This is a genomic window from Actinocrispum wychmicini (assembly GCF_004345645.1).
In the GTDB taxonomy this organism is placed as follows: domain Bacteria; phylum Actinomycetota; class Actinomycetes; order Mycobacteriales; family Pseudonocardiaceae; genus Kibdelosporangium; species Kibdelosporangium wychmicini.
Window position 1 is genome coordinate 125,801 of sequence record NZ_SLWS01000002.1, and the last position, 14,036, is coordinate 139,836.

Below are 14,036 nucleotides of genomic sequence, written 5' to 3' on the forward strand. Positions count from 1 at the left end.
GTGCCCGCCGGCCCTACCCGCGACCCACCCGTCCCGAACACCCTCGACGGCAGCGAGCCTTTGGAGGAGCGATGACCCGCGCGGGTACCCGGCCAGTGACCATCCCCCTGCAGGAGACCCAGACCCGCCAACCGCATGTGACCGTCGGCACCGACGGCTCCGAATGGGGCGACGTGGCACTGGACTGGGCACTGCGGCACGCGTCAACGCTCAAGGCCACCATCCACGTCTATGCCGCGGAGTGTGCTGGGGACCAGACCATCGCCCGCCGCCTGCACGCCTACCGCTGGCTGCACGCGACCGTCACCGCATCACCTGACAGCCCGGTCCAGGCGCTCGTCGCCGCGAGCGCCCACAGCGACCTTCTGGTCCTGGGCTATCGCGGACACCACCACGGACCCTTCGGCCTCGGCCGGTCCATCACCCCCATCCTCACCGGCACCCACTGCGACACGGTTGTCGTGCGGGGCGAGATCCGAGCCGTGCGCCGCGAGTACGGCTGGGTCACCGCAGCCATCGGCGGCGCGCACGACCCCCTCGTCCTCCAGCGAGCCGCGCAGGCCGCGACCCGCAGCCGCAGCAGACTGCGACTGGTACACGCGGTCCCTCTGCCCGCCGCCCGACACGTCGAGACCGATGACCCCGCCAAGGTCCTCGAACGCGCCGCGGACATGGTGCGCGGACTTGCCCCGGACATCACCCCCAGCCTGCTGCTGACGCGCAGCCAGCCGCACGAGGCCATTCGCGCCACCACCCGCAGCGACCTGCTGGTCATCGGCCCAGGCAACCAGAACAACCGGCTGTCCATGGTCGCCTCCACCGCGCTGCACCTGGCCCCGTGCCCCGTCCTCGTCGTCAAGCCCGACTAACCGCCTGGCTGCGTCGTCGTCGAGCAGGGATACGGAGGCGTACCAGCCCGCGTGCATGTCAGCGGGGTTGACCGTCAGAAACGTGTTCTCGGGGTGGGCAAGATCGGTGATGAGCATGAACAGCGCGTCTTCGGAGGGGTCGTCGATATGGTCGCCGTTCTCGGTGTCGGCGATGTAGTAGTCAACCCGGACAGGATCTGCTTCCAGGTCCGGTCCCGCTGCCAGCCCGGAACAGTCCATACACCGTCTGCCAGGGGCCGTGGTCCCCAGTGTGGGTCACACGGTCTTCTCGGCCGATGGCCGCAGACAACGGCCCGCCGACCACTGCGATGGTTCTTGCCACCACATCTCGCAAGCACCGCGGTGCACTCGACGTCGAGTTCGCTCAGTCGGGTCAATACGGTGCGGCACCAGCAATGGACCAACGCCCAGATCTTCTGACGGACCAGCTCCTACCATCCACCGTAGGGTGAACAACGACCGCGGAGGTCTCATCATGGTCGCTGGTCATTGGGCGTGCTCGACGCAGGTGCTCACCTCGCCGACGGGACGGCGGAGCGTCCGCGGAATCGGGTATCCGTACCCGAGCCGCAGCACCACCTGTGGATGGCCGTCCCCGTCCAGCAGCGCCCGTAGCGACGCTCTGGTGGACGGCAGCTCGACACCTGCCGACAGGAACGAAGCACTCACGTCACATGCCGTCGCCGCGAGCAGCACCCGCTGCATCGCCTGACCAGCACGCACATGGTCATGCGGACTGTCCTGCCGGGTCAGCAGCACGGCCAGCAACGGTTCCTGCTCGTATTCCCGTGGGGCTTTCCCACTGTTCTCTCCATACTCCCGCAGGAGAACCAGCGGTTCGGTCAACGGCGGCGGGCCACCGGCGAGCGAGGGCACACCGTCCAGCCGCTCCGGGTCGATCGCCACCCACCGTGCCAGTTCGTCCTGGAACTCCACGTCTTCGCGCTGAGTGAACTCGGCCAACCGCAGCAGTTTCGCCACCGCGCTGTACCGGGCGGGCTGGTCGATCATCACCAGCCGGGCGCCTTCGTGCAACGCCGCCTGGCGAAGGAGCTTCCGCACCGCACCGGGAACCGGCTCGTCCCGGAACGGCCGACGGTTGGTGTGCCGGCACGGGATCGCCGCCGCCAACGTACGTTCGTCCGGCTTCACCGCGAGACAACCGCTCGCCCGAACCCGCGCCAGCCACAACGGCCGCGTGTCGTCAGGCAGCAGTTTCATGTGGACAGCAAGGCCCTGTGCCCGCAAGGACATCCGCAAGTTCAGCAGGGCCGCACCACAGGAGATCCGGGCCTCACGTCCGTGCGGGTCGGCCACAGGCAGGATCCGCGACTCGTCCAGGAAGATGTCCACGTGCTCAGGGGTGGCCTCGAACAGCCACGGCTGGGTGTTGTGCGGCGACGGTGCCAGAACCGCGGCCTTGAGTGCGGTGTCGATCTGCTGGCTGGTCATGACGGCACTCCACTTCGCGACGCCACCACGGCCTCAGCCTGCGTGGCCAGCTCCAAATCCTCCCGCGCGGTGATCACGAACACCCGCGGCAACGCCCCCAACGGACTCACCACCCGGTCTCCAGCGGCCGCGAGCAGCCCGCGCACGACCCGTACCCCGAGCACCTCCAGCCCGGCCGCGATCCGGGCGACCAGATCCGGGTTGTACGTGGCCACGCCCCCGGTGAACACCACCGCGTCCACCTGATCCAGCGACATCGCCATCGCACCGATCTCCCGGCGAATCCGATGGACGTACACATCCACCGCCAACTCGGCATCCCGGCTGCCACGCCTACGTGCAGCGAGGACATCACGCAGGTCACCACTGGTTCCGGTCATCCCCGCCAACCCAGAACGGTGATACAGCAGGTCGCTCAGCCCCTCCGCCCGGACGGCGGCTGTGTCCAGCAAGTGCAGCAGCACACCAGGATCGACCGAGCCAGACCGGGTCGCCATCACCGCGCCTTCCAACGGCGTGAATCCCATGCTCGTGTCCACGCCTACGCCGTCCCGGATCGCCGTCACCGACACACCCGCCCCCATGTGCACGCACACGACCCTCGGCGCGGTCAGCTCGACGTCGATGATCTCAGCGACCCGCCGCAGCGAGTACTGGCACGACAGGCCATGGAACCCGTACCGATACAACCCGTACTTGCGGGTCAGATCAACCGGCAGGCCGTACAACCGCGCCGCGGTGGGCATCGAGGCATGAAACGACGTGTCGAAGCACGCCACCACCGGCACCGACGCCATACTCGCCAGCACGGCTTCCGCGGCCATCACCGCACCGGGCTGATGCAACGGAGCCAGCCGCGACAACCCGGCCAGCTCATCCAGCACCGTCCGGTCCAACACCACCGGCCACCGGCGATTCCCGCCGTGCACGAACCTGACGGCCACGGCGTCCACATCGGACCATTCGGCCAACGCACCGGACAGCGGGCCGGACATCGTCCCGTCCCACCGGTCCACAGTCACCTGCCGCTCCTGGACACCGTTCGCCACCAACGCCAGCTTCAGGCTGGACGAGCCCGGGTTCACCGTCAGTACGCGCATACCCGCACAGTGCCCCACCGGCGGCGGCCCAGGTCAGTGCCGTCCGGCACCCAGCGGCAGGCCGAAAGTCCCGGCCTCCCGACGTGCGGCTCAGCCCGAGTGCTCCGCGGGCCTGTCGGCTGGTGTGGCCTGGTCGATCCGGTCCAGTGCCCACACAGCCCATTCGTGCAGCGTCTGCATCGACTGTGCGCCGTACTCGGCCGCCAAATGGATGCTTGTGCGTTGGTCGGGCATCTTGTACCGGTGGGCAGCGTGTTCGCGTTCCTAGCCGAACACCGACGCGAGGTGTTCCCGCCGAGTTGTTCTCGGACCTGTTATCCCGGTCGGCCGGGCCTGTCCGCCGAAGTCGCCTGCGGTCTGTCTGTGACCACGAGGGGTTCCACCCGAGCACGCTGACGTACTGGCGGCGTCGGCTGGCCAAATCTGACCGACCAAACCGGATCTTCTGTTCCGAACTCGTTCACCGTGACAGTGGCCAGCACGCGCCGACCACCGCCGAAGACCATCGACCTGGGCGCACACTGGACGGAGTTCACCGGCAAGGAGCTGCTCACCCGGTCGGTCAATTCGGCCGTGGTCGACCCCACTGACGCGCGGCACGTGTTCGTGGCATTCTCCGGGTACCGCGAAGGCGATATCGCCGCGAACGTCTGGGAGACTACCGACGGCGAAAGGTCGTGGAACAACAACAGCGGCCGGTTGCCGGCTGTACAGGACGTGGCTGCCCGCAAGCGGTTTCGTCCCGGACCACCAGCCCTGTTTCGAAGCCTGGCACGGCCGGCCTTTCGCGGGAGGCGGCGTTGACGTCGCCCTGCGCGTGCAACTCGCCGTTGTCACCACAGGTACCACTACCGAACCACCCCGGGTCTGACGCAAACCCTTGCCATAGCGCCAACAAGCCCCAGGCTCGACGTCGCGGCTCCACCCGTCAGCTCATGGTCAGGTGGCTGCCCACATGGAGTACCTCGGCGAGGAGGGTTTCGATGTCGGCCTTGGTGGTGCGGTGCCCGCACACCGACGCGCGGAGCGTCAGGTTGCCGTGAACTCGCACGGTGGCCAGGAACGCCTTGCCGCGGGCCTGTAGCTGCTGGGCGATGTGGGCAGTCAGTACGTCGGCGTCCCCGGTGAAGTTCTGGGGCAAGTAGCGGAAACAGGTGATCGCCCAAGGGCCGCCCGTGACCAGGTGAAGGTCAGGGTGCTCGCTGATCAACTCCCGCAACAGCCGGGCGTGGCGTAGGTAGTGGTCGAGCAGGTCGACCACGCCCTGTCTGCCGAGCTGGTGCAGCACGGCCCATACGCTCAGCGCCCGCCCGCTGGGCCGAGTCAGCTCCAGGGTGTACTCCGACAGCCACGGCCATTCGTCATTACCGTCCAAATAGGACGCCTGAGTCGAGAACGCCGCACGCAGGCTGTCGGCGTTGGCGACCAACGCCGCACCACAGGAGATGGGGACATTCAGCGTCTTGTGGGGGTCCACGGTCAACGAATCGAGTTCCGCCATCCCGCCGTAGTGGGCTGCCAGATCGGGGTGTACGGCACCTAGGCCGCCGTAGGCGCCGTCGCCGTGGTGCCACATGCCGTGTTCCCGGCACAACCGGGTGACCTCCGCCACCGGGTCGACCGCGCCGGTGCCGACCGTCCCGAGAGTGGACACCACACAGAACGGCAGCAGCCCGGCGGCACGGTCGGCCTCGACAGCGGCCCGCAGCCTGTCGGTGTCCATGCGTAGGTCGGCGGTGACCGGGATGTTCCGGATTCGTGACGGTGGCAACCCGATGGTGCGGGCGGCTTTGCCGACGCTCATGTGGGTCTCGGTGGACTGGTAGCACACCAGACGGGCGTGCGCGTGGTCATAGGCGTCGCCGTCGGTCGCGGCCCGTGCTGTCAAGAACCAGGTTCGCGCCGCGGCCAGACACAGCAGGTTGGCCATGGAACCCCCGCTGGTCAGCACCCCGCCAGTGCCCGCGGGCAGACCGGCCAGCTCGGCCAGGGCACGCACGGCACCTCGCTCCATGTCCACCAGCGCGTTCTCCCCGTAGCCACAACTGGCGTTGAGGGCACAGCCGATCAGATCGGCGATGATCCCGATCGGGGCCGGGGGCGTGGTGATCCAGGCGAAGAAGGCCGGGTGCCCATTCCCTCCAGGGTACGGGGCCACATCGGTGTCGACGAAGTCGAGGAACTCCGCCAGGGGACGCCCGTTGTCCCGCAACGGGGACGCGGACAGCCGGCGGCGATGACGCGTGGGTAGCGGGCGGGCCACCGGGTTGCTGGGCACGGCATCGAGATAGTCGGCGACCCAGTTCGCCGCGCGGAGAAGCTCTCGCCGGAAATCGGATGGCTCGACAGCCATAGGGCCTTCGACCGGGTGATGAGTGACGTGCACCAGCCGACCCTAGATACAGGAGATCAACCTTGCCGCCAACCGCCGCCACCGCACGGCGGATACCACCTGATCGTGAACCCATCACCAGCCGCACATCCCACGATAGGTGGACCTCGCGCCACGCGGCCGAGCCGCTTACCGGCCATGCGACGACGGTCGAATCCGGGATGACAGGCGATCTTGGACACGGGACCATAGCCACATGACCGACTCGGAGTCCACGCCACACAGAGAACGAGACCGACAGGCGATTGAGCACGTCACTGGCCAGCCACTTCCCACGCAATGGCCGACTGAAGCCCTCGCCCCCGGCAGCCGAGTCACAGTCATCCGCGACCCGCACTGGGACGGACCCTGGCAGCAGGAGTTCTCCGCCACGATCGACACCCTCGGCGCTCCCGAGCCTGTCGACCACCCCCAGGCAAACAGCGGCGAGCTGAAGTGCTGGGTGCAGTTTGACGCTCCCCAGTACGACAGCAGCGGGGACGGTCCGTATCGCATGGCTCAGATCTGGGCCCGCTACCTCCGGCCCGAGTGAATACCTGCCCTCAGCGCGTCCGGCTTATGCCGAACCCCTCGCACCAACCCACCGCACTGGCCCGCCGTATCCCCGCATAGCGGCATAACAACGAGTTCCATATAAGACGACTTATGCCAACGTCGGCATAACACCTCACCGCTCCACCCCGGGCAGCACATCCTCGAAGTCGGCACAGGGACCGGCGAGATACGGCGCACCGCCAACCTCACACTGACACTGACCGACGCATCCTGGGCGACAGTCCTGCAATGCCGCGTGGACGCCATTCCCATTGTGGACAGTTCGGTCGACGCCCGTATTCGGTCTCCCGTTCGGACAGTGGGCGTGTTGGCTCGTTGGCGGGCAACTGGAGGTGCACTGTGGGGCCGTGGCCGTGAAGCGTTCAACCAGTTCGCTGTGCTGCTCGCGCCCGGAGGTCGCGGGGTCGGCGTCGTTGGTGTCGAGCAGCGGGCTGACGACACGGCGCATCGCGGCCAGTGCCTCGGAGCCCTGCGGCCTCCATGCCGGCCAGGGAGTCGTCACCGACCTCGGCGGGCAGCGGAAGGCGATCTTCGCGACGTCCCTTGCCGCGCACGACGATCTCCCCGGCCCGCCAGTGCATGTCACCCAACTCCAGTCGGGCCACCTCGATCGAGCGTAGGCCCAGCCGCGCGACCACCGTCAGGATCGCGTGGTCGCGGACACCGACGGCGGTGTCACGCGGGCAGTGATCTAGCAGCAGTTGGACGTCGGCCATGGTCGGCGGCACCGTGGCCAGGCGCCAGCCTCCGCCCCACTCAGCCGTGCCGGGGGTGAAGTCTGTGCCGGTCATCGCCTGTTCGGTCAGGAAGCGACGGGCGGTGTTCTCATAGCGCGGTATCGTGGCCGCTGCCAGGCCGCGTTCCTTTCCATCCAGGATCGAAATTGTTCCAGCAGGGTCGTCATCGGCGTCGGCGCGGGCTGCGGCGGGGAGACCGCCCCGGTCTCGCGGAGAAAGGTCAGCAGCGGCGCCATCCCGCGTATTCCGGGAACGCGGCGCCGGACGCCACGGCGGACGGCCAGGAACTCCGCAAGTCGTTTCTCGCTCAGCTCATTGATCCGCAACCTGGTCTGTGACAGCCACAGGCCGACTTGCCCCAGGTCCTTGAGCATGTTCCTGGTGGTCTGTGGTGTGTAGCCGTGCCGCACCAGCCAGGATCGGTAGTGCCCCGGCCTTGAGAGCGTCAGCCCACCAGCGGAACTATGAGGAACACCACGTTCTCTTTCCCAGCCACGAAATCCAGTGTTCCGAGGTGGGTGACCGTCTCCCGTTTCAGCGAGCGTTGGTGGTCGAAATCGAACTCCCACAACGACTTCCGCACCGGGAACCGGGCGGCACGGATGCGTCCCTCACCGCCATGGGACTCGCGGCCGGCGACCTCCCGTTGCAGACACGCCGCCAGGAACTCCTCATGCGACCACGACTCGGCCCAGGGCATGCGGCCGGTGCCGGGCTCGTCATGGCGTCAATGCGGACCGTATGACCGGTCGCCGAGACGGCCTGGCCTTGGACACCGGTCAGGTGCGGCCAGAGAACGCGGACCAAGTCAAGATCAACACACTCGGTCCATGATCAACTATCCGGTTGTCTCCCGGCCGCCGGGGTCGATCACGCAAACCGTGCCATAACCAATTTTCGGACGACGTTGACACAGCGCTTCAGGTCCACGAGATGAAGCGAAGCTCCGTTGGTGACAGTCACCCGTTAGAACCGATCTTTCATTCTTCCGACGGATAGACACTCCTATCATCTACCCCAAAAATCGAGCTGGTGATTGCTCAGGTCATTACGTGACGGGTGGTCAGGGCTTGCCTTCGATCAGTTGGAAGAGGGTGATTCCGTGCTTGGCTGCGATGGCGAGGGAGGAGCGGATCGCGGTGAACCGGCGGGCTCCGGTAAGGGTTCTGTCGCATCCGGATACCTTCTGGCGGAGTTTGACCATCCGGATTGCCCGTTTACGGCGTTGTTGTTAAAGACGGCGGCTTCGACGAATTCATCGAGTTCATCCCCAATCGGCGCTCTAGTTCGGCAACCTCGGCCCGACTGCTCCGTCCTGGTCAAGGTGAGACGGACGGGAAAAGGTCGGATGCAGCTTCAGACAGGCAAGCATGGCCCTGGCGTCGCCGCAGGTCCAATCAGCTCCGCCAAACAACTGCTTCAGCCAGATATACCCTAACAACGTAGCGAGGATTGGAATCATGTCCAGACGCAAGGCTATAGATGATCCTCATCAAACCGCAACCCCGCGCCCCGAACCGAAGCGGATCGGCATCGAGATCTCCGGACATAACCTGGAATCTCACAAGCAATGGATGACGGCGTTCTGGCACGCCAGTAGGGTGTGCGGGAAAGTGGCTCCGCCGATCAGCACGGAAGCGTTGCGCTATGTTCCGCCGGAGGACCTGGACTTTCTTGACGAATTTTACGAGTGGTATCGCAGATTCCCTTTCGTTCGACACCTCAACCCGAAGCACATAAAGGATCAGACGTATCTCACTGTCGTTGCTTTTCCGGAGATCCGGGATTTCAGTACGCTGGCCACCCTAAACCATTGCATGTTGTTGATTTTCTACGTCGATGACCATCGGTTGCAAATTAACCTCGAAGGATTGATCGACGACAGCGAGGCGGATCCGGTAGTGCACGAATTCACCGAGCAAATTAAGAGCGAACTCCCTGAGGCCTACGGTGAATTTATGGATCTGTTTCGAGAATATTGTTCAGCAAACCTACTACAAGGCAAGGTAAAAAATAGTTGGCTTCTGTACAGTAGAGTCAAAAGTAAGACCATGGGTATTATTCTTGTACATTATACCCTATGGTCAATTCGCAAGCTGCCGCCCGAGAAGTTTGGCGCCTTGAAACTGCACAACTATGTGTACCACCTGGAGCTTGACACGGTGATGGTCAACGATAGGCATTCGCTCGAAAAGGAATCAGGCTCCCGCGAGTGGAATGAGATAGCCGCACACGGACTCACTGATGAAGAGCATGCCGCCATGATCGACGACAATTATGTTCACTTGATAACTACGCTAGGGGAACTACTGGCAACCGAAGACGACCCGTCCTGTGTAGCAGCCTACGAAAACTTCAAAATATGCGCCGACGCGACGAAAACTTGGGAAGGATTCTCACCAAGGTACAGGGTTGCCCAAAGCGATACGAAGGCCGAAGGGCAGGAAAGTAGCAATCCTTCAAATATCGGCATCCCTTGTGGTCCGACAGGACTCGGGACAGCAAGTCTTAGGGTAATAGATCAACTGCGGAACTCACGGTTCCGGCAACAATAGAAGACTATAACCGTGTGGGGTTTCACAAGTCGGCCTGTCCCTTTGGCCTGAGGCTAAGCCACTGCGGGTTCGTACTCGTTGATCAAGCCGCCGAGGATCTGTCGGCGGTGGACCTGCGAGTGCCTCTCGCTTGGGCTCGGCCGATCGGGTCGCGGCGAGACGAGTTGCAGAGCTCGATGAGGACGGCGTTGGTTGTAGTGAGCGATGTACCTTACCAACACAGCGTGTAGGTGACGCTCGCCGAAGATCAATAGTCGATCGGTGACGTCACGCCGGACTGTGCCGATGAATCTCTCGGCATAACAGTTCGCTCGCGGACAGGCCGGTGGAATCGTCACCACCTCGATGCCAACGCTGGCGAACACGACGTCAAACGCGGCCGTGAACTGGCCGGCCCGGTCACCCAGATCCATCAGCAGGTTGCGGGCCTGTTGCGTGGTCCACGGCCCGTCCGGATGGGTGGTGGTGCCGAGGATGTGGACGTCGCGAGTGGAGACTTCGAGCACGAAGAACACGTAGATCCGGTTGAGCGTGACCGCACAGTCGACGTGGACACGCGATGGCCGAGCTTGAGTAGCTCGCCTTCGATCCTGCGGTATCCCCAGTTGGTGTTCTCACGCGCCATCCGTTCGATCAACGCGACCGTGCTCCGGTCGGCCGGAGGCCGACCTGTTCGGTGGGGGTAGGTCCACTTCGTGGCGACGAGGCGGCGATGCCACCGCAGGAGCGTGCCTGGTGTGACTAACCGGTGGCGGCGCAGCAAGCCGGGCAGGTGCCGCGCTAATGCGGCAAACATCGCGCGATCCGCCCAGATCAACCGCAGGCGTGGATTCGTGCGGCGCAGCACAGCGACCTCGTGCCGCAGCACCAGCAACTCCACGTCCTTGGACGCCGAGGACCGGCCGAGCAGGACAAGCCATCCACCGACCCGCAGCAGGATCAAGTACACCAGTCGTAACCACATGTCCGACGATCATGCCCTGCCCGCCGATCACTGCGAACATCGCAGGTCAAGGACGCAGCGCACCGTTTTGAAACCCCACAGCCACAACGGACATGAGCGGCGCAAGCGGACCCTCGCCGCGGCAGTTGTCGCAGCGGTGACAACCGTCTGTAGGCGCGGTTCGCTGCGAGCGCGGCGCAAGATGAGGTACGTCCCGCGTTGACCGATTCCGCGTCCCTACGCGGGACAGCCTGGATTCACCTACTTGACGCTGAGTACGCCGCTCGATCGTCTGGGTAGGGCGCCGGGTTCGTCGACACTGCAGGTCGCAGCGGCTGGCAACATCAACGCGCACAAGGGTGTGATGCTGTTCCTTACCGGTGGTTCTGGCCAACTCACGGGCTCGAAACGCACACAGACGCCCGAGGAATGCACCACTCGGATGTCACTCGACAAGCGCAACACGCTGCTCGGTCCATCGCACGGACCGCCGCCGCCAACCTTCGTACCTGCACAGCACCCACACGCAGGTGCTTTCGCAACGTCTCGGCCTACACCGGACGACTTCGCTGGGCCCAGTGACGTTCGTTAAGCCTCACCGCCGCCTCAAGCTGGGCAGAGCCTTCAGACACGTCGCCGAATGCCGAACCCGTTGCCTCCGCGCCGATACGTGGCCGATTGGACAGACACACCTGCACACCCCGTCAGTGCGGCATCATCTCCCACACCATCCTGGTGTCCAGTCACCGTGTCGATACGGACACAGCCTGAGCAGACTGCTGCAGCTCAGCAAGCTCGCGTGATTCCTTGTCGTTGGTTCTTCGCGGGAGTGTCGGCTGAGGCTGTGGATCTGCGCCTTTCGATGACTTTCCCCGCTTGTTCGAACATAAACTTCACCAGATGGGGAAGGACAGTGGCGCGCACGGCGGTCAGCGTGAAGGGGTCAGGCACGAGACACCTCCTAGGACAAGAACGCTGATGTTCGGGACACGGTAAGGGCGATCACGGGTTGACCAACGATCACTGTCGGTTACGACAAGCTGGTCAAGGAGAGATGAAGCCCGCCCCACGATCTACGAATACCTTGATTGACAACGTCGTGTCGTGGACACGGATCCGTTGTGTCCGCAGATAGTGGCCGAGTAGCCGGGCGGTGGCCCTGGCGTCGGGCAGGGCTCGATGCGCTTGATGCGTGTCTGCGAGGTGGATGTCGGCGGAGGTCAAACATCGCTGGAGAGTTCGTCTGCCGTCGTTGTGGATGGCCTGGTCCAGCTTCATCGTGCAGAGTGTCCCGACACCCGGCAACGACATCCCCGCACGAGCGAACTCCGCCGCCAGGAACGCGACGTCGAACGGTGCGTTGTGGGCCACGATGATCGCGCCCTCAAGGTGGCTGGCGAGTGTCTCGGCGATGTCGCCGAACTTTGGCGCACCCTGCACGTCCGCCGAGCTGATGCCGTGTACGGACTGCGCCCCAACAGGTCTGCCAGGATCGATGAGCGTGCTCCACTCCGCGACGGGTGCGCCGTCCGGACTCAGCCGGACGACCGCGACCTCCAGGATTCTGTCCTTCCCACGGGCGGCGAAACCGGTCGTTTCCAGGTCGACGACCGCGAAAGGCACCACGCGGATGTCCATCGGCGGTGCGTGAACGACAAGCCCGGTGCTGGGGTCGGGGTCGTACTCCGGCATCCGGCCCAGCATCTCGGTGAGCGAGTCGCGGGCACCCACCATGTCAAGACGGGCACTCGCGTACGCGGATGTCCGGAGCGCTTCGCCGAGGTACTCGTCGTACTTCTCCACCGCCTTGTTGGGGACAGATCCCGCCAGGTCTGCCGCGGTCGTACCATCGGCCAGCAGCATCTCCTGGAACGCATGGCGCAGTTGAGCGGGCGTGCAGTCTGACACCGTCAGCGCCACGCCGTCCCGGGCCGTGTCAAAACCTGACCGGGTGAGCCACACCGCGAGTGTGTTCAGCACCCGGTCCCCCAGCCAGGGAAACACCACGGTGTCGCTCCCGTTGGCCACGGCCGGATCTTGACCGAGCCGCAACCGCCTGTACTCCACGCGGCCCTCCTGGAGCAGTCGACGTGCACCATCGTCCAAGTACGCGGGCACGGTGTCGGACTCGTACCACTTACGCATCCGTCGGCGGACCTCGTCATGGATCGCCGCTGCCCCGCCGACGAACCTCGGAGCTCGGCCACCTCGGGCCGGTTCGACCTCGATCACTTTCGCCTGGTCGTCCACACCGACCACCCGCCACCGCCGACCGGCGAAGATCAGCAGCGCACCCAGGGGCACCGGGAACAGCACCGGCAGGACACCGAGTGACCGTGGGCCGTTGACCAGGCGGTACTCCGCGCCACTCAGGAACGCGGCGTAGAACCCGAAGTGGTTCACGATCCGTTCGCCCACCGCCCCCAGCAGGAGAAGACCGTCCGGTTCCTGCTGGATCAGCCGTGCGTTTCCCAGGTCACGCAGCAACTGACCGAACATCCGCTGGTCGACGCGCTGGAACGGCCCGGACAGACACAGGGCGCGGAACAGTTCGGCCGCGTGCGCCCCCTGATGCTGGGCGATGGCCGACAGCACCTGCTGGACCAGTGTGGACAGTTGTGGCGACGACAGGTCCGCCGGTTCAAACCACCGCTCTCCCAACAGGTCGATCATCGCGACGGCCTGGCACAACTCGGCTCGGATCATGTCCTGGGGCGCGGAGTCCGGCGTGATCTCGTCCGCGGTGACGTACATCCGCAGCGACGATGCCATTGCAGAATCGTGCCCGGCGTGACCAACCGATATCCGCGCAACAGGGCGGGCAGTCGCCGGACCAACGCGGCCAGTATTGCGCGATCGGCCCAGTCCAGTCGTGGATGTGGATTCGTGCGGCGCAGCACAGCAACCTCATGCCGCAGCACCAGTAACTCCACATCCTTGGACGCCGACGAACGGCCGAGCAGGACAAGCCATCCACCGAGACGAACGAAGATCAGGTACACCAGTCGCAAGCTCACGCTCATGCCTCAGCGTCGAAGCCCGGATCGCCGCAGGTCAAGCTACAGCTCAGAGTTCTGGAACCCCACAAGCTTGCGGGCCTGGGATGAACTGACACGGACATACTTGCGGAGAGTTTCCGCTGAAACTGGGCGTTTTCGCTGAGTCCAGTGACGGTCATTGATCTTCATCGCCGCTCTCAAGTGATCATCCATCACGGACGGAGGCGAGCCCAGAAACCCGCAGGTAGTCGCAATGTCCTGTGGCGCAGGTGTGGCCGTCACCGCCTCATCGTCCCTGATCATGGCATACGGACGGGAATGTGCCTCCTCAGCGAACGAGGGATGTCAAGCATCCACAGCAGATCTGCTGGCGCCTTGCGCTTCCAGTGACGACCGAAGTGGACGCGAAGCAT

General features: G+C 64.7%; 13 protein-coding genes and 2 pseudogenes. 5 read left to right on the plus strand and 10 right to left on the minus strand.

What is annotated here, in order from left to right; genetic code table 11:
* Positions 1–71: 71 nt before the first annotated feature.
* On the plus strand, positions 72–869 hold the full coding sequence (locus EV192_RS09205; protein ID WP_165960303.1) for a universal stress protein: 798 nt from the start codon (positions 72–74) through the stop codon (positions 867–869).
* A 507-nt stretch (positions 870–1,376) separates the two neighbouring features.
* On the opposite strand, the gene EV192_RS09210 is transcribed toward EV192_RS09205, so the two are convergent.
* The 3 genes from EV192_RS09210 to EV192_RS53695 all read right to left on the minus strand — a co-directional run bounded on the left by EV192_RS09210 (position 1,377) and on the right by EV192_RS53695 (position 3,676).
* Positions 1,377–2,342 (minus strand): Acg family FMN-binding oxidoreductase, encoded by a 966-nt coding sequence (locus EV192_RS09210; RefSeq protein WP_132113414.1) that lies wholly within the window; start codon positions 2,340–2,342, stop codon positions 1,377–1,379.
* Positions 2,339–3,442, minus strand: a complete 1,104-nt coding sequence (locus EV192_RS09215) for an acetate/propionate family kinase (RefSeq protein WP_132113416.1) — start codon at positions 3,440–3,442, stop codon at positions 2,339–2,341. Before EV192_RS09215 ends, EV192_RS09210 begins: the two co-directional genes overlap by 4 nt.
* 90 nt (positions 3,443–3,532) lie before the next feature.
* Positions 3,533–3,676: a hypothetical protein gene (locus EV192_RS53695; RefSeq protein WP_165960304.1), complete on the minus strand. Its 144-nt coding sequence runs from the start codon at positions 3,674–3,676 to the stop codon at positions 3,533–3,535.
* Between EV192_RS53695 and EV192_RS55595 the strand changes: the two are divergent.
* Together EV192_RS55595 and EV192_RS09220 are read left to right on the plus strand one after the other, a co-directional pair.
* Positions 3,650–3,888 (plus strand): annotated as a pseudogene (locus EV192_RS55595) (IS5/IS1182 family transposase); the annotation flags it as partial. The gene EV192_RS53695 and the pseudogene EV192_RS55595 sit on opposite strands and share 27 nt — an antisense overlap.
* Positions 3,889–3,913: 25 nt before the next feature.
* Positions 3,914–4,246 carry a beta propeller repeat protein gene (locus EV192_RS09220; RefSeq protein WP_132113418.1) on the plus strand — a complete coding sequence of 111 codons (333 nt, stop codon included), beginning with the start codon at positions 3,914–3,916 and terminating at the stop codon, positions 4,244–4,246.
* Between the two features lie 124 nt (positions 4,247–4,370).
* Here the strand turns inward: EV192_RS09220 and EV192_RS09225 are convergent, their stop codons facing one another.
* Complete coding sequence (locus EV192_RS09225) at positions 4,371–5,795, minus strand: pyridoxal phosphate-dependent decarboxylase family protein (protein ID WP_132113420.1); 1,425 nt, start codon at positions 5,793–5,795, stop codon at positions 4,371–4,373.
* A 235-nt stretch (positions 5,796–6,030) separates the two neighbouring features.
* On the opposite strand from EV192_RS09225, the gene EV192_RS09230 reads away from it, so the two are divergent.
* Positions 6,031–6,366, plus strand: a complete 336-nt coding sequence (locus tag EV192_RS09230) for a ferrous iron transport protein A (protein WP_132113422.1) — start codon at positions 6,031–6,033, stop codon at positions 6,364–6,366.
* A gap of 385 nt (positions 6,367–6,751) precedes the next feature.
* Here the strand turns inward: EV192_RS09230 and EV192_RS54625 are convergent, their stop codons facing one another.
* The 4 genes and pseudogenes from EV192_RS54625 to EV192_RS57315 form a co-directional block, all read right to left on the minus strand.
* Positions 6,752–7,180, minus strand: a complete 429-nt coding sequence (locus tag EV192_RS54625; protein WP_207925950.1) for a tyrosine-type recombinase/integrase — start codon at positions 7,178–7,180, stop codon at positions 6,752–6,754.
* 11 nt (positions 7,181–7,191) lie between these two features.
* The gene (locus tag EV192_RS09240) at positions 7,192–7,500 is read right to left on the minus strand and encodes a hypothetical protein (RefSeq protein ID WP_132113424.1); all 309 of its coding nucleotides are present in this window, start codon (positions 7,498–7,500) and stop codon (positions 7,192–7,194) included.
* 71 nt (positions 7,501–7,571) lie between these two features.
* Positions 7,572–7,826 (minus strand): ATP-binding protein, encoded by a 255-nt coding sequence (locus EV192_RS09245; protein WP_279493018.1) that lies wholly within the window; start codon positions 7,824–7,826, stop codon positions 7,572–7,574.
* Between the two features lie 517 nt (positions 7,827–8,343).
* Positions 8,344–8,421: pseudogene (locus EV192_RS57315) on the minus strand (DUF6444 domain-containing protein); the annotation flags it as partial.
* 165 nt (positions 8,422–8,586) lie between these two features.
* Between EV192_RS57315 and EV192_RS09255 the strand changes: the two are divergent.
* Entirely contained in the window at positions 8,587–9,681 is a 1,095-nt protein-coding gene (locus EV192_RS09255) for a hypothetical protein (RefSeq protein ID WP_132113426.1), read from the plus strand.
* Positions 9,682–9,734: 53 nt separating this feature from the next.
* On the opposite strand, the gene EV192_RS09260 is transcribed toward EV192_RS09255, so the two are convergent.
* Complete coding sequence (locus EV192_RS09260) at positions 9,735–10,094, minus strand: transposase (RefSeq protein ID WP_243726821.1); 360 nt, start codon at positions 10,092–10,094, stop codon at positions 9,735–9,737.
* Between the two features lie 1,574 nt (positions 10,095–11,668).
* Positions 11,669–13,396, minus strand: a complete 1,728-nt coding sequence (locus EV192_RS09270) for a 3'-5' exonuclease (RefSeq protein ID WP_132113428.1) — start codon at positions 13,394–13,396, stop codon at positions 11,669–11,671.
* Between the last annotated feature and the right edge of the window lie 640 nt (positions 13,397–14,036).